This is a genomic window from Cryobacterium sp. TMT4-10, assembly GCF_004403275.1.
In the GTDB taxonomy this organism is placed as follows: domain Bacteria; phylum Actinomycetota; class Actinomycetes; order Actinomycetales; family Microbacteriaceae; genus Cryobacterium; species Cryobacterium shii.
The window spans coordinates 1-19865 of sequence record NZ_SOGU01000103.1; the positions used below are offsets into that span (position 1 = coordinate 1).

At 70.0% G+C, this 19865-nt stretch carries 18 protein-coding genes; 8 read left to right on the top strand and 10 right to left on the bottom strand.

Going from position 1 to position 19865, the window contains the following annotated elements; translation table 11 throughout:
- Window positions 1-307: 307 nt before the first annotated feature.
- The 3 genes from ddaH (at window position 308) to E3T42_RS15945 (ending at window position 5256) form a co-directional block, all read left to right on the top strand.
- Window positions 308-1114 (top strand): dimethylargininase, encoded by an 807-nt coding sequence (gene ddaH, locus E3T42_RS15935; RefSeq protein ID WP_134365715.1) that lies wholly within the window; start codon window positions 308-310, stop codon window positions 1112-1114.
- Window positions 1115-1678: 564 nt separating this feature from the next.
- The gene (locus E3T42_RS15940; protein WP_134403394.1) at window positions 1679-3454 is read left to right on the top strand and encodes an ABC transporter ATP-binding protein; all 1776 of its coding nucleotides are present in this window, start codon (window positions 1679-1681) and stop codon (window positions 3452-3454) included.
- A complete protein-coding gene (locus E3T42_RS15945) occupies window positions 3451-5256 on the top strand; it encodes an ABC transporter ATP-binding protein (protein ID WP_134365716.1) in 1806 nt (601 codons plus the stop codon). The genes E3T42_RS15940 and E3T42_RS15945 overlap by 4 nt, the downstream gene beginning before the upstream one ends.
- 157 nt (window positions 5257-5413) lie before the next feature.
- Here the strand turns inward: E3T42_RS15945 and E3T42_RS15950 are convergent, their stop codons facing one another.
- The 4 genes from E3T42_RS15950 to E3T42_RS15965 form a co-directional block, all read right to left on the bottom strand.
- On the bottom strand, window positions 5414-5767 hold the full coding sequence (locus E3T42_RS15950) for a cytoplasmic protein (RefSeq protein WP_134365717.1): 354 nt from the start codon (window positions 5765-5767) through the stop codon (window positions 5414-5416).
- Between the two features lie 52 nt (window positions 5768-5819).
- The gene (locus E3T42_RS15955; RefSeq protein ID WP_198415971.1) at window positions 5820-6263 is read right to left on the bottom strand and encodes a cytoplasmic protein; all 444 of its coding nucleotides are present in this window, start codon (window positions 6261-6263) and stop codon (window positions 5820-5822) included.
- A 63-nt stretch (window positions 6264-6326) separates the two neighbouring features.
- A complete protein-coding gene (locus E3T42_RS15960; protein ID WP_134403373.1) occupies window positions 6327-6641 on the bottom strand; it encodes an MGMT family protein in 315 nt (104 codons plus the stop codon).
- Between the two features lie 12 nt (window positions 6642-6653).
- Complete coding sequence (locus E3T42_RS15965; RefSeq protein ID WP_134403374.1) at window positions 6654-7106, bottom strand: GNAT family N-acetyltransferase; 453 nt, start codon at window positions 7104-7106, stop codon at window positions 6654-6656.
- A gap of 174 nt (window positions 7107-7280) precedes the next feature.
- Between E3T42_RS15965 and E3T42_RS15970 the strand changes: the two genes are divergently transcribed.
- From E3T42_RS15970 to E3T42_RS15980, 3 genes are all read left to right on the top strand, one after another.
- Window positions 7281-8495 (top strand): NADP-dependent isocitrate dehydrogenase, encoded by a 1215-nt coding sequence (locus E3T42_RS15970; RefSeq protein ID WP_134365720.1) that lies wholly within the window; start codon window positions 7281-7283, stop codon window positions 8493-8495.
- Between the two features lie 131 nt (window positions 8496-8626).
- The gene (locus tag E3T42_RS15975) at window positions 8627-10558 is read left to right on the top strand and encodes a heavy metal translocating P-type ATPase (protein WP_134403375.1); all 1932 of its coding nucleotides are present in this window, start codon (window positions 8627-8629) and stop codon (window positions 10556-10558) included.
- Between the two features lie 201 nt (window positions 10559-10759).
- Complete coding sequence (locus E3T42_RS15980; RefSeq protein ID WP_134365722.1) at window positions 10760-11998, top strand: MFS transporter; 1239 nt, start codon at window positions 10760-10762, stop codon at window positions 11996-11998.
- 183 nt (window positions 11999-12181) lie between these two features.
- Here E3T42_RS15980 and E3T42_RS15985 read toward each other — a convergent pair whose 3' ends face one another.
- The 5 genes from E3T42_RS15985 to purU all read right to left on the bottom strand — a co-directional run bounded on the left by E3T42_RS15985 (window position 12182) and on the right by purU (window position 15240).
- Window positions 12182-12982, bottom strand: coding sequence for an ABC transporter permease subunit (locus E3T42_RS15985; protein ID WP_134403376.1), 801 nt, complete (start codon window positions 12980-12982; stop codon window positions 12182-12184).
- Window positions 12972-13094 carry a hypothetical protein gene (locus tag E3T42_RS17475; RefSeq protein WP_255572622.1) on the bottom strand — a complete coding sequence of 41 codons (123 nt, stop codon included), beginning with the start codon at window positions 13092-13094 and terminating at the stop codon, window positions 12972-12974. Before E3T42_RS17475 ends, E3T42_RS15985 begins: the two co-directional genes overlap by 11 nt.
- Window positions 13091-13921 (bottom strand): ABC transporter ATP-binding protein, encoded by an 831-nt coding sequence (locus E3T42_RS15990; RefSeq protein ID WP_241976256.1) that lies wholly within the window; start codon window positions 13919-13921, stop codon window positions 13091-13093. Before E3T42_RS15990 ends, E3T42_RS17475 begins: the two co-directional genes overlap by 4 nt.
- A gap of 66 nt (window positions 13922-13987) precedes the next feature.
- The gene (locus tag E3T42_RS15995) at window positions 13988-14338 is read right to left on the bottom strand and encodes a YrdB family protein (RefSeq protein WP_241976258.1); all 351 of its coding nucleotides are present in this window, start codon (window positions 14336-14338) and stop codon (window positions 13988-13990) included.
- A gap of 29 nt (window positions 14339-14367) precedes the next feature.
- Window positions 14368-15240, bottom strand: coding sequence for a formyltetrahydrofolate deformylase (gene purU, locus E3T42_RS16000; protein ID WP_134403377.1), 873 nt, complete (start codon window positions 15238-15240; stop codon window positions 14368-14370).
- A gap of 174 nt (window positions 15241-15414) precedes the next feature.
- Here purU and E3T42_RS16005 point away from each other — a divergent pair, with 174 nt between their 5' ends.
- Window positions 15415-16743, top strand: coding sequence for an MFS transporter (locus E3T42_RS16005; protein WP_134403378.1), 1329 nt, complete (start codon window positions 15415-15417; stop codon window positions 16741-16743).
- A gap of 60 nt (window positions 16744-16803) precedes the next feature.
- Window positions 16804-18171 (top strand): hypothetical protein, encoded by a 1368-nt coding sequence (locus E3T42_RS16010; RefSeq protein ID WP_134403379.1) that lies wholly within the window; start codon window positions 16804-16806, stop codon window positions 18169-18171.
- Between the two features lie 73 nt (window positions 18172-18244).
- On the opposite strand, the gene E3T42_RS16015 is transcribed toward E3T42_RS16010, so the two are convergent.
- The gene (locus E3T42_RS16015) at window positions 18245-19840 is read right to left on the bottom strand and encodes an amino acid permease (protein WP_134365728.1); all 1596 of its coding nucleotides are present in this window, start codon (window positions 19838-19840) and stop codon (window positions 18245-18247) included.
- Window positions 19841-19865: the final 25 nt, after the last annotated feature.

The following is a 19865-nucleotide window of genomic DNA, read 5'->3' on the forward strand; positions in this document are numbered from 1 at the left end:
CCCCGCCGACGTCGCCCGCACCCGCGTCGCCCGGCCCCCGCCCCGCGTGCTGCGCCCCGCGTGCTGCGCCGTTACGCGGGTGGCACGCCACGCGCGGAGCGGCGCACAACCCGCGCTCGCCCACCCGGGCCAGTGAGAGTGCCCGTTCCGGTCGAGAGTGACCGCAGTACCGGGCACTCTCGACCGGAACGGGCACTCTTGGGAAGCGGGAGGCGCGGCGGCGCAAGCGCGGCGGCGCGAGCGCGAAGGGGGTAAGCGGGAAGGGGCGGGACGAGGGGACGGGACGGCCGGGCTCTACACTGGCGGGATGGAAACCGAGACTTCGCACGCGGACGCATCCGTCGGGGCGCCGGCCAGGCGGCGCGCGCTGGTGCGCCGGCCCGCACTCAACCTGGCCGAGGGGCAGCTGACGCACATCGAGCGCAGCCCGATCGACCTGGCCCTGGCGGTCGAGCAGTGGCGCGGCTACCTGGCGGCGCTGGCCGACGAGGGCTGGGACACAATCGAGGTCGAGCCGGCCCTGCACCTGCCGGACTCCGTCTTCATCGAGGACGCGGTCATCCTCTTCGGCAATCTCGCCGTCGTGGCCAGCCCGGGCGCTCCGAGCCGCCGCGGCGAGACCGTGGCCGCGGAGACGGCCGTGCGCGCCCTCGGCCTGCCGGTGCACCGCCTCGAGCTGCCCGGAACCCTCGACGGCGGCGACGTGCTCAAGGTCGGCCGCACCGTCTACGTGGGGCGCAGCCTGCGCACCAACGACGCGGGGATCGCGCAGCTGCGCGAGATCCTGGCTCCGGCCGGCTACACGGTGCTCGCCGTGCCGGTCACGAAGGTGCTGCACCTGAAGACCGCGGTCACCGCGCTGCCGGACGGCACCGTGATCGGCTACCCGCCGCTCGTCGACGACCCGAGCGTGTTCCCGAGCTTCCTGCCCGTTCCCGAGCCCGAGGGCACCGCCGTGGTCGTGCTCGACGACCACACCGTGCTCATGTCGAGCGCAGCGCCGCGCTCGGCCCAGCTGTTCGCCGCCCACGGCTACCGGGTGGTCACGGTCGACATCTCCGAGTTCGAGAAGCTCGAAGGCTGCGTCACCTGCCTGAGCGTGCGGGTGCGCTGAGCCTGCGGGGTGCCCTGAGCCTGCTGGGTTCGCTGAGCCTGCGGGTGCCCCGAGCGGGCGGCACGGTGTCCCGCCCCGTCGAATCCCGAATTAGGTCTTGCGCGGGGCGACCAGGGAACATATCCTGAAAGGCTGCCTGATCAGGGGGGCACAGTTCAGACACGACGCGCTCAGGAGGCCGACATGACCAAGACAGCACCGTTCACGCTCGCAACGTTTGCGAACGACGGCGCCCGCATTGGCGCATCCGCCCCGTTCCGTCGCACCGCCTAGCGCGCACCAGAACGCCGAGCACCGCCAACACCGGCCAACACCGGCCGACACCGAACACCGCCAGCCGCCCCACGGGCCGCAGGCCGGCAGTAACGCTGCCGCACCGGGAGGCTCCGGCCTCCCCCTCGCCGACTCGATCCCGTCTCGTCGGCATTCTGCGACGCCCCCCCGGCGCCGTTCAGTTCTCCACGTACCGTTCAGGACTCTTTCGTGACCACGCTCACAGACCACACCCATCCGCCCGATCCCGCGGCTGGCCCCGGCCCCGCGCGCCAGAACACTCTCCAGGTGATGCTGCGCCTGTACCCGTTCGCCCGTCCGGCGGTGCCGCGGCTCGCCCTCGGCATGCTCGCCGCCCTGCTCGCAGCCCTCGTCGCCCTCGCCATACCGCAGGTGCTGCAGCGCCTCGTCGACGGCACACTGTCCCGGCAGGAAGCCGGCCAGATCTGGCCGGCCGTGCTCCTCATCCTCGGCCTCGGCGTGATCGAGGCGGTGCTGATCGCGCTACGGCGCTGGTTCGTGCTCGGCCCCGGAACTCACATTGAGGCGAGAATGCGGAACGCGCTCTACGCGCGGCTGCAGGACCTGCCGGTCTCCTTCCACGACAAGTGGCCGAGCGGGCAGCTGCTGTCCCGCATGGTCAGCGACCTGAACCTGATCCGCCGGTGGATCTCGTTCGGCCTTGTTCTCCTCGTGGTCAACGTGGTGACGATCCTGATCGGCGCCGTCATCCTGGTCTCGATGAACTGGGTCCTCGGGGTCATCTTCCTCGTCTGCTCCGTGCCGCTCTGGGTGGTCGGCTACCTGTTCGAGGGCAAGTATTCCGCCGTCGCCCGCCGAAGCCAGGACCAGGCCGGCGACCTCGCGACGGCCGTCGAGGAGTCGGTGCACGGCATCCGTGTGCTCAAGGCGTTCGGGCGCGGGAAATTCGCGCTGAAGAACTTCTCCGTGCAGGCCGAGAGCCTGCGTGGCACCGAAATCGAGAAGGCCCGCGCGATCGCCGGCATCTGGCTCTGGCTGCTGATGGCGCCCGACGTCGCCTTCGCCCTCTGCCTGGTGGCCGGCGTCTGGCTGGCGAGCCAGAATGAGCTGAGCGTGGGGTCACTGGTGGCCTTCTTCGCCACTGCGACGGTGCTGCGCTGGCCGGTCGAATCGATCGGCTTCCTACTGTCGATGACCTTCGACACCCGCACCGCGACCGACCGGTTCTTCGACGTGCTCGACGCGCCGAACTCGATCACCGACCCGGAGCATCCGGTCACGATCGACCGGCCCCGCGGACGCCTCGCGTTCACGAACGTGCACTTCCGCTACCCGGATTCGCCCGCCCGCTTCCTCGACCTGCTCGACGGCGTCGACCTGGTGCTGGAACCGGGGGAGACCATGGCCCTGGTGGGTCTGACCGGCTGCGGCAAGTCCACCCTGACGGCGCTCACCACCCGCCTCTACGACGTGACCGAGGGCGCGGTGACCCTCGACGGCGTCGACGTGCGCGACCTCGGCCGCGAGGAACTGCGGCGCCACCTGTCGATGGCGTTCGAGGATGCGACGCTGTTCTCGGCATCCGTGCGCGATAACGTGCTGCTCGGCCGGCCCGAGTGGTCCGAACGCTCGATTGAAGCGGATGCCGCGCTCGAGCAGGCCCTGCAGGTCGCCCAGGCGGGTTTCGCCCACGACCTCCCGCAGGGCGTCGATACGCTCGTCGGCGAGGAGGGGATGAGCCTCTCCGGCGGCCAGCGGCAGCGGATCGCGCTCGCCCGGGCCGTGGCGGCACGGCCCGCAGTGCTCGTGCTCGACGACCCCCTGTCTGCGCTGGACGTGGACACGGAGGCCCTCGTCGAAGCCGCCCTGCGCGAGGTGCTGTCCTCCACCACGGCGCTGATCGTGGCGCACCGGCCGTCGACGGTGATGCTGGCCGACCGGGTGGCCCTGCTCGAGAACGGGCGCATCACGGCGGTGGGCCGGCACTCCGACCTGCTCCGCGAGAGCGAACACTACAAGTTCGTGATCTCGAGCCTGGAAGACGAAGAGCGACGAGAGTCACTGCGAGAGGAGGTGGCACGATGAGTGTCACCGGAGTCGAAGGAGAAGACCGCAGCACCTTCACCGCCGCGGAGAGCAAGCAGATCCGGACCCGGTCGCTGCGGCTGCTCGGGTCGCTGCTGAGCCCCGTGCGCTGGCCGGTGATCGCGGCGATGCTGATCGTGGTCGCCTCCACGGCCGCGCAGGTGGCCGGGCCGGCCCTGATCGCGTACGGGATCGACCTGGGTCTGCCCGCGCTGATGGAACAGGACTGGGTGCCGCTCGCCGCGACCGGGGTGCTCTACCTCGGCACGGGCGTCCTCGGTGCCCTGCTGATCGCCTGGTACACGATCATGTCGGCGCGGATCAGCCAGGCCGTGCTGATCGACCTGCGCAAACGGGTGTTCCTGCACACGCAGCGGCTGAGCCTCGAATTCCACGAGTCCTACACCTCGGGCCGCATCATCTCCCGCCAGACCAGCGACCTCGACGCGATCCGCGAGCTGCTGGACTCGGGCATCAACCAGCTCGTGCAGGGCCTGCTCTACATGGTGTTCACCGGGATCGCCCTGTTCGCGCTCGACGGCACCAGCGGCCTCGTACTGCTCGGCGCGCTGGTGCCCCTGCTGGCGCTCACGCGCTGGTTCCAGCTGCGCTCGCAGACGCTGTTCCGGCAGTCCCGGGTGGCCTCGGCGAGCCTGATCGTGCGGTTCGTGGAGACCATGACCGGCATCCGTGCGGTCAAGGCCTTCCGGGCGGAGAAGCGCAACGAGGCCGTGTTCGGCGAACTCGTCGAGGACTACCGCAAGGTCAACGGGCGGGTGATCCAGCTGTTCGGCATCTTCGACCCCGGCCTGGTCCTGATCGGCAACGTGGCCGTCGCGGTCGTGCTCCTGGTCGGCGGGTTCCGCGTCGTCGACGGGCAGCTCGCCATCGGCGCGCTCCTCGCGGCGCTGCTGTACACCCGGCGATTCTTCGACCCGATGGAGGAGATGGCGATGTTCTACAACTCCTACCAGGCGGCCCAGGCCGCGCTCGAAAAGATCTCCGGGGTGCTCGAGGAACACCCCGGTGTGCCCGACCCGGCCACGCCGGTCGACCTCTGGGCGGCGAAGGGCGCGGTCTCGTTCGAGGGTGTGCAGTTCGAGTACCAGAGCGACCGCGTCATCCTGCCCCGCTTCGACCTGGCCATCCCGGCGGGGGAGACCATCGCCCTGGTGGGCTCGACCGGGGCCGGCAAGTCGACCCTGGCCAAGCTGATGGCCCGCTTCTACGACCCGACCGAGGGCCGGGTCGCCCTCGACAGCGTCGACCTGCGCGACCTGCACCCCAAGGACCTTCGCCGGGCGATCGTCATGGTCACCCAGGAGGCCTACCTGTTCAGCGGGTCGGTCGCCGACAACATCTCGATCGGCAAGCCGGATGCCACGCCGGCCGAGATCGTGGCGGCAGCTCGGGCGGTCGGGGCGCACGAGTTCATCGAGGGACTGCCCAACGGGTACGACACCGACGTGAACAAGCGCGGCGGGCGTGTGTCCGCCGGGCAGCGTCAGCTGATCTCGTTCGCGCGGGCGTTCCTGGCCGACCCGGCCGTGCTCATCCTCGACGAGGCCACCTCGAGCCTGGACATCCCGAGCGAGCGACTGGTGCAGCAGGCGCTGCAGACGCTCCTGTCAGACCGCACGGCCGTGATCATCGCCCACCGCCTGTCGACGGTGGCGATCGCGGACCGGGTGCTCGTGATGGAGCACGGGCGCATCGTGGAGGACGGCACCCCCGCCGACCTGATCTCCGGCACCGGGCGGTTCGCGCAACTGCACGCCGCGTGGCGGGAGTCGCTGGTCTAGAGACGGGCTGCGGCGCCCGCCCGCGGCGCCCGCCCGCCAAGCCCGCTCGCCGAGCCCGCTCGCGGCGCAGGTTCGAGTCGCGGGCGCAGGGTAGAACCTGCGCCCGCGCGCACAGGGTGCGCCACGACGGATGCGCGGTGCGGGTCGCCGGGACGGGCTAGCCCGGCCGCGGGCCCAGCGGCTCGCGGGGTGAAGGAGCCGTCGGCGCGGCCGGCGGCTCCTTCAGATCGACGAAGATCGTGTGCGTCGGCGTGGGGCGGGTGTTCCGCCCGGAATGGTGCTGCCCGGGCAGCCACCGCGCGACCCCGGCGGGAATGTCGACGTCGACCTCCCGGCCGTCCGACTCCAGGTGCCGGGAGAACGCGCTCAGCGTGATCATCACTGAGTCCGGGTGCGCGTGCGGAGTCGTCTGGTCTCCGGGGGCGTCGAGGTACTCGAGCACGCGCACGCGCTCGTTCTCCAGGATCACCCGGTAGAGACCGGGATTGGTGGCCGCCGGGTCGTTCGTCATAGCCGCAGGTTAGTCCCGCGCGACGGGAAGGGAACCCGCAGGAGGAGCGGCGCTAGGCGAATCCCCACGCCTTCTCTTCGTCGCTCGAGGCGTCGGAGAGCGGTGTGCCGGTCAGGGGACGGGGGGCCAGCGGGCGGGCGGCCGGGCCGAGCGGTTGGTGGCCGGGCTCCGGCGGCGTGACGGGGGCCTGTTTGAGCTCCACGAAGATCGCGTGCGTGGGCGTGGAACCGATGTTCAGGCCGGTGTGTTCCTGGGCCGGGAGCCACCGTGTCTCGCCGGCGGGCAGCTCGACGTCGATCTCGCGGCCCTCCGACGACAGCCGCCGGGAATAGGAGCTGAGGGTGATCATCACGCTGTCGGGATGCACGTGAGGATGGGTCTGGTCGCCGGGGGCGTCCAGGAACTCGAGCACGCGCACGCGGTCGTTTTCGAGCAGAACCCGGTAGAGGCCCGGGTCGGAGGCAAGGGGGTCAGTGGAGGTCGATTCGCTGGGCATGAGGAACGGTAACATCCCTGACCCAGCCCGAACAAGGGGTTGCGGGTGACCGGAATCCAACCTTCAGCCGTGGCTCCACCGCGCCGCCGGGTAGTCGATCCGGTAGCTCTCCGGCAGGTCGCGAAGTGGTGTGCCCTCGTCCCGGTAATGCGGGAGCGCGCGGTCCTCGTGCCCGGCCGGCGGGTGGCCGCCGGAGCGGATCACCCGCCACCAGGGCAGGTCTGTGCCGTACCGCGCCATGATCTGGCCGACGGCGCGGGCGCCGCGGGAGCCGAGCACGGCGGCGACGTCGCCGTACGTCATCACCCGCCCGGGCGGAATCGAAGCGACGATGGAGCACACATGCTCGACGAACTCGCCACCCGATGGTGCAGCCACGTCGGCCCTGGACTACAGCTGCATCGCGCCGATGACCTCGCCGTAGACCGTCTCACCGACATCCGTGAACCCGATCCGGTGGAAGAACGTCTCCGGGCCGCCCTCGCCCGGCTCCCAGATCACCGTGATGCGCTTGAAGCCCCGCTTGCGGGCCTCCTCGGCCAGCGCGTCGGCGGCGAACTTGCCCACCCCGCGGCCCTGCGCATTCGCGTCGACGTTGATGCGCCAGAGGCAGGCCCGGAACTCCTCGTGCTCGGAATCGGGGTCGAAGTTGCCGTGGATGAACCCGGCGACCTCACCGTCCAGGAGCACGACCCGCTGCCAGGCGGTGGCCGGATTGATAACGGATGCCGCGACCGCGTAGGAGACCGGAGCGATGAATTGTTCCTGGCCCGGCTTCAGGCTCAGGTTGTTGGCCGCAACGATGTTGCGTGCGGACAGTTCTTCCAGTCGTAGTTCACCCATGTGAACAGGCTAACCTGCGGCAGACGAGGTGAGGTAGTCGGGTTTTCGGCCGAGCATCGGCGGCCGCTGCCGGGCAGGGCCGGACCGAAAACTATCTCGATGTCAAGATAATTGAACCCCTCGACTAGGATTGACGTGGCCATTAGGCCCCCGCAAAAGTCTGAGGAGATTTCATTGGCGAAGATCAAGGTTGAAGGCACTGTCGTCGAGCTCGACGGAGATGAGATGACCCGCATCATCTGGCATGCGATCAAGGAAACCTTGATCCACCCGTACCTCGATATCGACCTCGAATATTACGACCTGTCGATCCAGAAGCGCGACGAGACCGACGACCAGATCACGATCGACTCGGCCCACGCCATCCAGAAGCACGGCGTCGGCGTCAAATGCGCGACCATCACCCCCGATGAGGCCCGGGTCGAGGAATTCGGCCTCAAGAAGATGTGGGCGTCGCCCAACGGCACCATCCGCAACATTCTCGGCGGCACGATCTTCCGTGAGCCGATCATCATCTCGAACATCCCGCGTCTCGTGCCGGGCTGGAACAAGCCCATCATCATCGGCCGCCACGCGTTCGGCGACCAGTACAAGGCGACGAACTTCCGGTTCGAGGGCGAAGGCACGCTCAGCATGACCTTCACCCCGAAGGATGGCGGCGAGCCCCAGTCATTCGAGGTCTTCCAGGCGCCCGGCAGCGGCGTCGCGATGGGAATGTACAACCTCGACAACTCCATCCGCGACTTCGCCCGTGCCTCGCTCAACTACGGCCTCGAGCGCAAGTACCCGGTCTACCTGTCGACCAAGAACACGATTCTCAAGGCGTACGACGGCCGTTTCAAGGACATCTTCCAGGAGATCTTCGACGCCGACTTCAAGGCCCGCTACGACGCGGCCGGCCTGACCTACGAGCACCGCCTGATCGACGACATGGTCGCCTCGGCCATGAAGTGGGAGGGCGGCTACGTCTGGGCCTGCAAGAACTACGACGGCGACGTGCAGTCCGACACCGTTGCCCAGGGCTTCGGCTCGCTGGGCCTGATGACCAGCGTGCTCTCCACCCCCGACGGCAAGGTCGTCGAGGCCGAGGCCGCGCACGGCACCGTGACGCGCCACTACCGTCAGCACCAGCAGGGCAAGCCCACCTCGACCAACCCGATCGCGTCGATCTACGCCTGGACCCGGGGCCTCTCGCACCGCGCCAAGCTGGACGGCAACCCGGCGCTTGCCGAATTCGCGAACACGCTCGAAGACGTGGTGATCAAGACCGTCGAGAGCGGCAAGATGACCAAGGACCTCGCCCTGCTCGTGGGCCCGGAACAGGGTTTCCAGACGACCGAGGAATTCCTCGCGGCCATCGCCGAGAACCTGCAGACGCGCCTGGCGTAATTCGCCCGCGGCTTCGACGGCGACAGCCCCTCCCTTTCGGGTGGGGCTGTCGCCGTCTTGCATGCTCCGCCGGGTGTCAGGGGAGCCTTTCCTTGCTGGCGAAGCCCGCCGACCGAGACCATAATATGACCATGGTGTCTGCGTCCTCTGCTGTCCGTCGGTATCCTCTCGTTGCGGCGACCCTCGCCCTGGGCCTGATCGGCGCGGTGCTGGCGCTGCTCGGCCAGGCCGACGCGGTGCGCTGGCTGTTCAGCGGGTACGGCCTGCTGATCGCCGGGATCGAAGCGGTCGGCATGGTCAGGAGACTGCGCCAGGGCACCTTCGGCGTCGACCTGCTCGCGATCATGGCCATCATCGCCACGGTGCTGGTCGGCGAATATGTCGCGACGATGATCATCGTGCTGATGCTGACCGGTGGAGCTGCGTTGGAGGATTTCGCGGTCAACCGGGCCAAACGCGAACTCGACGCCCTGCTGAAGCGTGCCCCGCAGATCGCCCACCGGATCGTGGCAGCCGCCAACGGATCCGGCGCAGCAGGGGCGGGCCCCGGAGTCACCGACGTCGAGGACGTGGCGGCCACCGACGTGCGGCCGGGTGACCTCCTGCTGGTGCGGCCGGCCGAGATCGTTCCCGTCGACGGCGAGCTGGTCTCCGACAGCGCGGCCTTCGACGAATCCTCGCTCACCGGGGAGAGCCTCCCGGTCGAGCGCCGGACCGGTGACGCGATCCTCAGCGGGTCGATCAACGGCCAGGCCGCCGCCACCATCCGGGCCACCGCGACAGCGGCCGACAGCCAGTACCAGCAGATCATCCTCCTCGTCGAGGAGGCCGCCGCGAGCAAGGCGCCCGTGGTGCGCCTCGCCGACCGGTACGCCGTGCCGTTCACCGCCGTGTCGCTCACCATCGCCGCGATCGCCTGGATCGTCAGCGGCGACCCGGCCCGGTTCGCCGAGGTGCTCGTCGTGGCTACGCCCTGCCCGCTGCTGATCTCCGCTCCGGTGGCGTTCATGGGCGGCATGAGCCGCGCCGCCCGCAACGGCATCATCGTCAAGGGCGGTGGCGTGCTGGAGATGCTGTCCCGCGCGAAGACCGTCGTGTTCGACAAGACCGGCACCCTCACGCACGGTACGCCGGCCATCGCGAGGGTGCTGCCGGAGCTCGGCTTCGACCAGGACGAGTTGCTGGCCCTCGCCGCGTCGGCCGAGCAATACTCGTCGCACGTGCTCGCGGCATCCGTCATCGCGGCCGCCCGTACCCGCGGACTCGAACTCACCGCGACGGAGGATGCGAACGAGGTGCCCGCCCACGGCGTGGTCGCGCGGCTCGGCGACCGCGAGGTCGTCGTCGGCAAGCTCTCCTACGTTCGGGATCACGCACCGGAAGCCGTGGCCACCCCCCTCGACGGCGGCGAACTCGCCATCTACCTCGCCGTCGACGGCCGCTTCGCCGGCAGCATCGTCGCCAGCGATAAGACGCGCGGCAACGCGCGGCAGACCATGGCCGATTTCCGCGCCCTAGGCCTGCACGAGACCGTCATGCTCACCGGCGACGCCCGGCCCACGGCCGAGCACATCGCCGAACTCGTCGGCATCGAGAGCGTGCAGGCCGACTGCCTGCCGGTCGACAAGGTCGACGCCGTGCGCTCGCTCCCCAACCGCCCGGTGATCATGGTCGGCGACGGCGTGAACGACGCACCCGTGCTGGCCGTCGCCGACGTGGGGATCGCGATGGGCGCGCGGGGGGCCACGGCCGCCAGCGAGTCGGCCGACGTCGTCATCCTGATCGACGACCTGTCCCGCACCGCCCGCGCGGTCGCCATCGGGCAGGACACCATCCGGATCGCCCTGCAGAGCATTTGGCTGGGGATTGCGATGAGTGTCGTGCTGATGGTCCTGGCCGCCTTCGGCTTCATCCCGGCCACAGTGGGTGCGCTGCTGCAGGAATTCGTCGACCTCGCGACGATCCTCAACGCGTTGCGTGCGATCGGCGGCCGCCGGGATGCCGCGGTTCAGGCCCAGGTCGCCGCGCGGGAGCCGGCCACGGTCGGATCCCGCGCGCGCTGAGCCCGTGTGAACCAATTCGACGGAGATTTTGATCTCAGCGCGCGATTCCAGCCTGTTTCGGACCGTATTCGGCAGAATCTCCGTCGAATTGGTTGGGGGCGGGGGGCCGGGGCCGGATCGAGGGGGCGGGGCTCGGGTGAGGAGTTGAGGCTCGGGCGCCGCGCGGCGACTCGGGACCGGCCGAAGGCTTAACCTGAGGTAATGCGTGCACGATTCCGCCGCGGCGGCCCGACCCCCGACGGTGTGACCCCCGGAGGGAGCCCGCGGCTGTCCCGCGAGGTGTACGTGCTCGGCGTGATCGCCTTCTTCGTGATGGTGGGCTTCGGTGTCGTCGTTCCGGTGCTGCCCGTGTACGTGCGCAGCTTCGGGGTCGGCAACCTGGAAATCGGGGCCGTCGTCTCCGCCTTCGCCCTGATGCGTTTCGTGTCCAGTCCCTTCACCGGGCGCATGATCGACTGGGCCGGCGAACGAGCCGTCCTGGCCACCGGGATCGGAATCGTCGCCGTCTCCAGCGGCCTGGTCGGCGTGGCTCAGAACTATCCCCAGCTCCTCCTGCTGCGCGGCGCCGGCGGCATCGGTTCGGCCATGTTCACCGTGGCGGCGATGACCCTGCTGCTCGGCTCCACCGCGCCCGGGATCCGGGCCCGCGCCATCGGATTCTACCAGGGCGGTTTCCTGCTCGGCGGGATGGCCGGCCCGGCCCTCGGCGGGCTGCTCGCCACGATCTCCCTCACCGCACCGTTCTTCTTCTATGCGGGCACCCTCTCCGTCGCCGGGTTCCTGGGCCTGGTCCTGCTGCGACCGGTGCGGGGCACGGGGCCGAAAACGGATGCCGCACCGGCCCCGCGAGTCCCGTTCCGCACCGTACTGAAGGACGAGCGTTTCCGAGCGGCGTGCCTGGCCAGCTTCTCCACCGGCTGGACCTCGTTCGGTGTGCGCAACGCGCTGATCCCCGTGCTGGTGGTCGAGGTGCTCCGCGGGCCGACCGCTTGGACCGGCATCGCGTTCGCCTTCGCGGCCGTCGCGCAGACCATCGCGCTCGCCCCGGCGTCGCGCTTCGTCGACCGGGTGGGCCGCCGGCCCGCCATCATCGGGGCGTTCCTGGTGGCCGGGCTGACCATCTTCGCCGTCCCGTTTGCGCCTGACATCGTGGTTCTCACCGGGCTGCTCTGCGTCTACGGGGTGGCCTCGGCGTTCATGGGCACCGCCCCGGCGGCCGCCGTCGGGGATGCGGCCGGGGCCGGCGGCGGGAGACCGGTGGCGGTGTTCTCGATGTTCTCCGACTTCGGCGCGATCATCGGCCCGCTCGTCGCCGGCTTCCTCGCCGACCAGGTCTCCTATCCGGTGGCCTTCGGCGTGGGCGCCCTGTTCTTCCTCGCGACCTCCGGCTACGCCGCCCTGCGGATGCCGCGAGGCACCCGCCTCCCTGACGTCCCCTGACACCCGCTGACGCCCCGCGCGAGACCCGCCGAACCGTGAGTTCCGCCCCGTTTTTTTGAATTTTGAGGAGCTTTAATCACGGCTCGGCGGGGCTCGGCGGGGCAAGACGGCGCAGGGCTGGGTGCGGTGGGGCAGCGCTGGGTAAGGCTCGGGGCGGGCGGGCGGGCGGGCGGGGCGGGCCGGTCAGGCCGCGATGTCCCGCCGACGGAACCCGAGCACGGCGAGCCCGAGGAGCACGGCGACGGTGGCCACGGCCACGAGCACGCTGGGGCCGTCCACGCCCTCCCGGAGCGGGTCGTGGCCAATGTACTGGTAGTACGGCGAGAGCTTCTGGAACGGATCGAGCCAGTCGACCAGGGGCGCCAGCGCGTTCACCACATAGGCCACCACCGCGACGACGGCCGGGATGCCGCGGCTCAGCCCGGTCCTGCCGGTCGAGGCCGACAGCGTCAGGGCCAGGGCGCCGAAGACCACGCCGAGCAGCGCCAGGTGCAGCATGGCGGCGGCCACGTCACCGGCCGGGAGGTTCATGTCCGCGAACGACCCCAGGCCCACGAGGGAAACCCCGGTCACCGCCGCGAGCAGGAACGTGCCCAACGCCAGCGCGGTGAACTTCTCCAGGACGACCCGGGTGCGGCCGACCGGGTTGGCCAGCAGGAGGTCCATGGTGTGGTGGTCCTCCTCGCCGCCGATCACGGCCACACCCACGCCGATCGCGTAGACGAGCACGGCGATCGGGCCCATGAACGACAGGAGTTCGACCTGCACGTAGCCGACCGGGGTCGACATGTCCGCGCCGGTCGCGGCGAACAGGTAGCGGAAGGCCTCGGGCATCTGCTTCAGGAAATCGCTCATCGACGGCTGGTCGCGCAGGCTCGGCCACAGGGCCACATACATGCCGACCAGGAGCACCAGAGAGACCGACCAGCCGAGCAGACCTCGGCGCTGGTCGTACAGGGTCTTCGTGAACAGGCTAGCCAGCATCGGTCTCACCGCCGTGTGTTTCGGTGACGGTGTCGGAGCCGGTGTCGCCCGGCCCGTAATAGCCGAGGAACGTCTCCTCGAGGTCGGTTTCGGCGCATTCAAAATCGATCACCGACCGGCGGGCACCTGTTTCAGCAGCGCATCGAGGGCGTACTGCGGCGCGCTGCAGCGAAGGCTCCGGTCGCCGATCGAGAGGTCCTGCACGCCCCGGATCCCGGCGAAATCCTCGGCCGACACCTCCGCCAGGAAACTCGCCCGAATCCGGTGCAGCGACCGGGCGCGGAGCTCCTGGAGCCGCTCGACGGCGATCAGCCGGCCGCGACGGATGACGCCGATCCGGTCGGCGACCCGCTGCACCTCCCCGAGCACGTGAGACGAGAACAGCACGGTGCCGCCGTCCCCGGTGCACTCGCCGAGCAGGGCGTGGAACTCCTGCTGCACGAGCGGGTCGAGACCGCTGGTGGGTTCGTCGAGGATCAGCAGCCGGGGCGCGGACATGACCGCCAGCACGATCGCGAGTTTCTGCCGGTTACCGCGGGACAGCGTCCGCGCCGGGCGGCCGAGGTCGACGTCGAAGCGGGCGGCCAGAGCGGTGGCCTCGGCCCGGTCATCGCGGCCGCGCAGGTGATCGAAGAAGGCGATGCTCTGCCGGCCGGTGAGCCGGCCGTAGAGCGCCGATTCACCGGGAACGTACCCGACCAGGCGGTGCACCTCGACCGGTTGCCGCCACGAGTCCAGGCCGAAGACCTGCGCCTGGCCGGAGGTCGGACGGAGCACCCCCAGCAGCAGGCGGATCGTGGTCGTCTTGCCCGCGCCGTTGGGTCCGAGGTAGCCGAAGACCTCACCGAGCTCGAGGGTGAGGCTGATGCCGTCGAGAGCGACGCCCTCGCCGAACTGCTTCCTGAGCAGGGCCAGGCGAACCGGGGCGAGCTCGTTCATGCGCCGAGCTTGCTCCGAACGGCCAGTCGCCGGAAGGGCCAATGGTCCCGGGCCGTGCGGAGGCGGTTAGCGCAGTTCCGCGCGGCCGGAGAGAACGCCGCTGACCGTGGCGACGACGGCGAAGATCACACCGACCAGCGGGAGGCCGAGGTCCCACCAGGCCAGAGCTGCTGCTCCGAAGACGCAGATCTCGACCACGGCCTTGCCGAACGGGTCGAGCTTGAACACGGCCTTGGGGGAGCGGAACAGAGCCCAGAGCAGGATCGCGAAGGCCGGGGCGACGATGCCGACCACGACGCCGGGCCACGGCAGCGGCCACGCCGCGAAACCCCAGATGCCGAGGCTGATGAACGCGAACAGTTCGAGCAGGAATCGCAGGATGTCGTTGGGGCTGGTCTTCACGCTCGTATCGGTCACTTGCCCCATCTTACCGAGCAGGCGGGCGGCTACTTGAAGATGATGGTGCGGGCACCGTCGAGCAGAACCCGGTGCTCGGCGAACCAGGTGACCGCCTGGGTCAGGGTGCGGCTCTCCTCGTCCTGCCCGATGGCGACGAGTTCGGCCGGCGTGCGGGAATGGTCCACGCGCACGACGTTCTGCTCGATGATCGGGCCCTCGTCGAGGTCGCCGGTGACGAAGTGGGCGGTGGCCCCGATCAGCTTCACGCCGCGGGCGTGGGCCTGCTTGTAGGGGTTGGCACCCTTGAACCCGGGCAGGAATGAGTGGTGGATGTTGATGGCGCGGCCCTCGAGCAGCGTGCAGAGCTCGGGGGAGAGGATCTGCATGTACCGGGCGAGCACGACCAGCTCGATGTCGTGCTCGTCGAGTGCCTCGATCACGCGCGCCTCGAAGGCCGCCTTGCTCGCGGCATCCGTCACCGGTCGGGACTCGAACGGCACCCCGTAGAACCCGACCAGGTCGCGCAGCGTGCCGTGGTTGCTGAGCACCAGGGGGACCTCGATCGGGAGCTGCCCGCCGCGCTGGCGGAACAGCATGTCGTTCACGCAGTTGCCCGCCGTCGACGCGAGCACGAGGGTGCGCACCGGGCGCCCCACCACGTCGATGGCGGAATTCATCCTGAAGTGGGCGACGACGGGGGCGAGCTCCTGCTCGAGCTCCTCGCGCGGGGCGGGGGACTCCACCTGCAGGCGCATGAAGAACCGGCCGGTGTCGGCACTGGCGAACTGCTGGCTCTCGGTGATGTTGCCCCTGGCGCGCACGATGGCACCGCTGACCGCGTGCACGATGCCCGGCTGGTCGACGCAGACGAGGGTGATCACCCAGTGGTGGCGCGGGTTCGGCGACAGAGAATAAGTCATCCGACTAGGTTACCGGCCTCTCTGGCCGCGCCGGCCACCCGTCGGCTAGGCTGGGACGTGGTCGGCGCAGCATGCCGGCCCCGGGCGCGCACGTCGGCGCGCAGCCGATCCGGACCGGCCCCGCGACGCGAGAGCGGCGGGCGCCACTGTTCCCGTCTGTGAGCCACAGCCACCATGTCATTCACCGCGCCCATCACCCTGCCCCCGCTCGGCGACGGGCAGGGCCGCCCGGGGTCAACTCCCGGCCCCTTCCCCTGGGTCGGGCTGATCGCCCTCGCGGCCGCCGTTTTCCTGTCGGTGACCTCCGAGATGCTGCCGACCGGCCTGCTGCCGGACATGAGCCGGTCCCTCGGCGTCAGCGAGGCCCAGGTGGGGCTGCTGGTCTCCTGGTTCGCGTTCACCGTGGTGCTCACGAGCACCTCCCTGGCGCATCTGACCCGCCGGCTGCCGCGGCACGGCCTGATCGTGCTCGTGCTGGTCGTGCTCGCCGTCAGTAATGTGCTCACCGCGGTCGCCCCCAACTACGCGTTCATGGTGGGCGGCCGCATCCTCGGCGGCATGGCCCACGGCCTGTTCTGGGCCGTCGTCGGCGCCTATGCGGCGCATCTCGTGCCGCGGGAGCAGATCGGCCGGGCCGTGGCGATCACGGTGTCCGGCGGCACCCTCGCGTTCGTGCTCGGCGTTCCGCTGGCCACGGCGGCCGGGCACCTCCTGGGCTGGCGGCTGTCGTTCATCGCGCTCGCCGTGCTGATGCTCCTCGGCGCCGTCGTCGTGTGGCGTTTCCTGCCGCACGTCTCGCACTACGGTGCCCGGCGCACGGATGCCGAGGCGACCGAGGCGACCGAGGCGACCGAGGCTGCCGAGGCGGCCGCGCTCGCCGCGGCGGAACCCGCCGCCGTGCCCGCCCTCGAAACGGCCGCCGAACCGCGCCGCGACCCGACGATGCCAGCCGTGATCCTGCTCTGCTCGATCACGGCCCTGACGATGGTCGGGCACTACACCTTCTATACCTACATCGCCCCGTTCCTGATCGACGGGATGGGCGTGGACGGCGCGGCCGTCGCGCCGCTCCTGTTCGCGTACGGCATCGCCGGCGCGGTCGGGCTGGTCCTCTCCGGCACCGTGTTCGGCCCTCGGCCCCAGCTGGGACTGGTGATCGGCATCGCCGTCTCCGCGATCAGCGTCAGCGTCCTCGCCCTGTTCGCGTCGACGCTGCCGGTGGCCATCGGCGCCTTCGTGCTGTGGGGGCTGGCCTTCGGCACGCTGCCGCCGCTGCTGCAGACGCGACTGCTGCGCACAGCCTCGCGGCGCATCCGTGACACCGCGAGCGCCATCTACACCACCGCGTTCAACGCCGGCATCGGCGGCGGCGCACTGCTGGGCGCCGCGCTGCTGAACGCCGTGGGCATGCCCGCCGTGCCGCTGGCCTACATCGGCATCCTGTCGCTGGCGTTCGTGCTCGTCATCGTCAGTCACGCGGTCACCTGCCGCCGCGCCGTCTGACCTATCCGGAGTGCGGGCGGAAGCCTAGGGTGAGGGCACCGAGCTGGAGGAGGCCCCCCGATGGACGCTCGGCCTCGACCGGGCACCCGACCGCGCCGAACGCCGGGCCCCCGTCTCGTGTGCGTCGCAGCGCTGGCCGCGCTCCTGCTGGCCGGGTGCGCCGGCGGAACAACGGCGCCCCCGGCCGGTCCCGGCGGGACAGCGCAGCCGTCGGCAGACCCCGGCGGGTCCGTCGGCACGGTGTTCACCGACGCGCAGCTGACGGCGTTGCTCGCCACGCTCGCTGACGGCGCCGGCAACACCGTCATCCCCTACAGCGACGCCGGCAGCGTGAGAATCGCCTTCAAGGACGGCGCCGACCTTCCGCCACGACCCGCCGCCGAGCCCGCGGCCTGTGCCGCATTCCAGCCCGAGAGCATGCTGACCCGGCCCGAAACGCTGAAAATGCAATTCGCGGCGGGTGCGTTGCCCGCCAGCACCCCGTTCGGCACCGACACCACCATGATCCTGCTGAAGAGCGCCCCGACCGGCGAGCTGACGAACGCGAACTTCGCCTGCACGGATGACCAGGCCTCCGCCTGTTCGACCTTCACGCTCACGCAATCAGGCACCGAGACCCCTCAGGACGCACACTTCGTGAAGGTGCCCGCGGTCGGCGATCGGACGTTCGCCACCGTGGTGACCGGCGGCCTGAAACCGGGAGACGTCACCGTCAGCCTGCAGGCGCTGGCCGGAACGGTGTCCATCGGAATGGGTCGCATGGTGGCGACGGCCGACGCCGACGCCACGGCCGCCGACCTGGCCGAGCTGGCCACGCGAATCGTCGCCGTGGTGCGGGACGGAGCGCCGTCGGTGCCCGCACCACCGAGCAACGCCTTCACGCCCGAGCAGCTGGCCGGCCTCCTGGACGGGGTCACCGGCCCCACCGGGAAAGCCATCGACGTGGCCGGAGGATCGACGATCCGGCCGGGGGACACGGCTGTGATGCCTTCATCGGAGGCGTGCGTCTACGACGAGGTGGCCTACGCGGGCTCGCAGGCCGGAGCGTCCACGGCCGACGGTGATATCCAGGGGGAGGAGAAGCTGGACGGGATCAGAGTGCGGGTGACAAGCCTGCCGCCGGCCGCCGCCCCGCCGTATCCCTTCGACGCCAAGGCGGCCCTCTTCCAGGACTGCACGTCGGTTCAGGGCACCCGGCCCGGCGCCGTGACACGCACCTGGGACCTGTTGCAACTCGAGGTGACGACCAACGGTGAGGCCTCCTACGCCGTCGCGTATCGCGTCGGCGACGAATGGTCGGTCCTGGTCGGCGCCCGGAACGGTTCCCTCTCCGTGGAGGCGGAGACCGGGGCCCGGTCCGAGAGCGACCTCCCGCAGGCGGCAGCCGGTCTGGCCGCCGTCGTCGACGAGGTGCTGGCCAGAGCGTGACCTGGCCTGAGCGTGACCTGACCCGGGCGTGACCTGACCGGCGCCGGCCGGTAACCGGCCCCGGCGCCCTCCGCTAGCCCTTCCGGCCCGCATCCGTCGGGTCCGTGCCGCGCATCTGGTCGGCGAGCGGGCGGTTGGGGATGATCGGCACCTGGCCGGTGAAGCCCTCCCGGGCGGCCGCGATCTCGAGGATGCGCCCGCGCGAGGCGTACCAGCCGACGATCAGCAGCGGGATGATGATCACGAGCGAGCTGATCGTGAGCGTGCCGACCGGCCAGTCGAAGGCCATCAGCACGAGTACCGCGACGAGGAAGGCCAGGCTGGCGTAGCCCGTGTAGGGGGCCCCGAACATCCGGAATGCCGGCCGCTCGAGGATGCCCAGCTTCGACCAGGCGTGCAGGCGCAGCTGGCAGAGCACGATCATGCCCCAGGCGCTGATGATGCCGATGGCCGCCATGTTCAGCACGATCTCGAAGGCGGCGTCGGGGACGACCGCGTTCAGGCCGACGCCGAGCAGCGTGACCGCGCCGGTGAGCAGGATGCCGCCGAACGGCACGCCCGTGCGGCTCACCTTGCCGGCGAATCGCGGCGCCGAGCCCGCAAGGGACATCGAGCGCAGGATGCGTCCGGTCGAGTAGAGGCCCGCGTTGAGGGAGGAGAGGGCCGCCGTGAGCACCACCAGGTTCATGATCACGTCGACGCCGTCGATGCCGATCGTGCCGAAGAATGTCACGAACGGGCTCTCGCCGGCCTGGTACGCGGTGTACGGCAGCAGCAGCGACAACAGCAGGATCGAGCCGACGTAGAACACGGCGATCCGCACGATGACCGTGTTGATGGCCTTGGGCATCACCTTCTCCGGGTTCTTCGTTTCCCCGGCGGTCGTGCCGACCAGCTCGATCGACGCGTAGGCGAACACGACGCCCTGAACGACCAGGACGGATGCGATCACCCCGTTCGGCAGCCAGCCCCCGTTGTCGGCGATGAGGCTGAAACCGGCCTCCTGCCCGGGAATCGGCGTGCCGAAGATGACCATCCACGTTCCCACCAGCAGGAACGCGACGATGGCGAGCACCTTGATAAGTGCGAACCAGAACTCCAGTTCGCCGAACACGCTCACCGAGAGCAGGTTCAGGCAGAGCACGACCGCGAGGGCGAAGAGCGCGTAGAGCCACTGCGGCACGTCTCCGAACGGCGCCCAGTACCGGGCGAAGAAGTTCATGTAGAGCGCCACGGCGGTGACGTCGACGATCGCGGTCATCACCCAGTTGAGCCAGTACAGCCAGCCGGTGACGAAGGCCGTCTTCTCGCCGAAGAACTCACGGGCGTAGGAGACGAAGGAGCCCGACGACGGGCGGTGCAGCACCAGCTCGCCGAGGGCGCGCAGGATCAGGAACGCAAAGAATCCGCAGATCGCGTACACGAACACCAGGGACGGGCCCGCGGTGGCGAGACGGCCGCCCGCGCCGAGGAACAGCCCGGTGCCGATGGCCCCGCCGATCGCGATCATCTGCACCTGCCGGGCCTTGAGGCCCTTATGCAGCCCCTCGTCCTCGTGCACGTTGACGGCGTCCGCGATGTGCTCGAGGGGGGTCTCCGTGCCACGACCGTGGTACTCGTGGTGTTCATGTTTGAGGGGCACTTCTGGCCCCTGATTTGCACGCGTCATGGGGCTCTTCCGATAATCGGGTTTT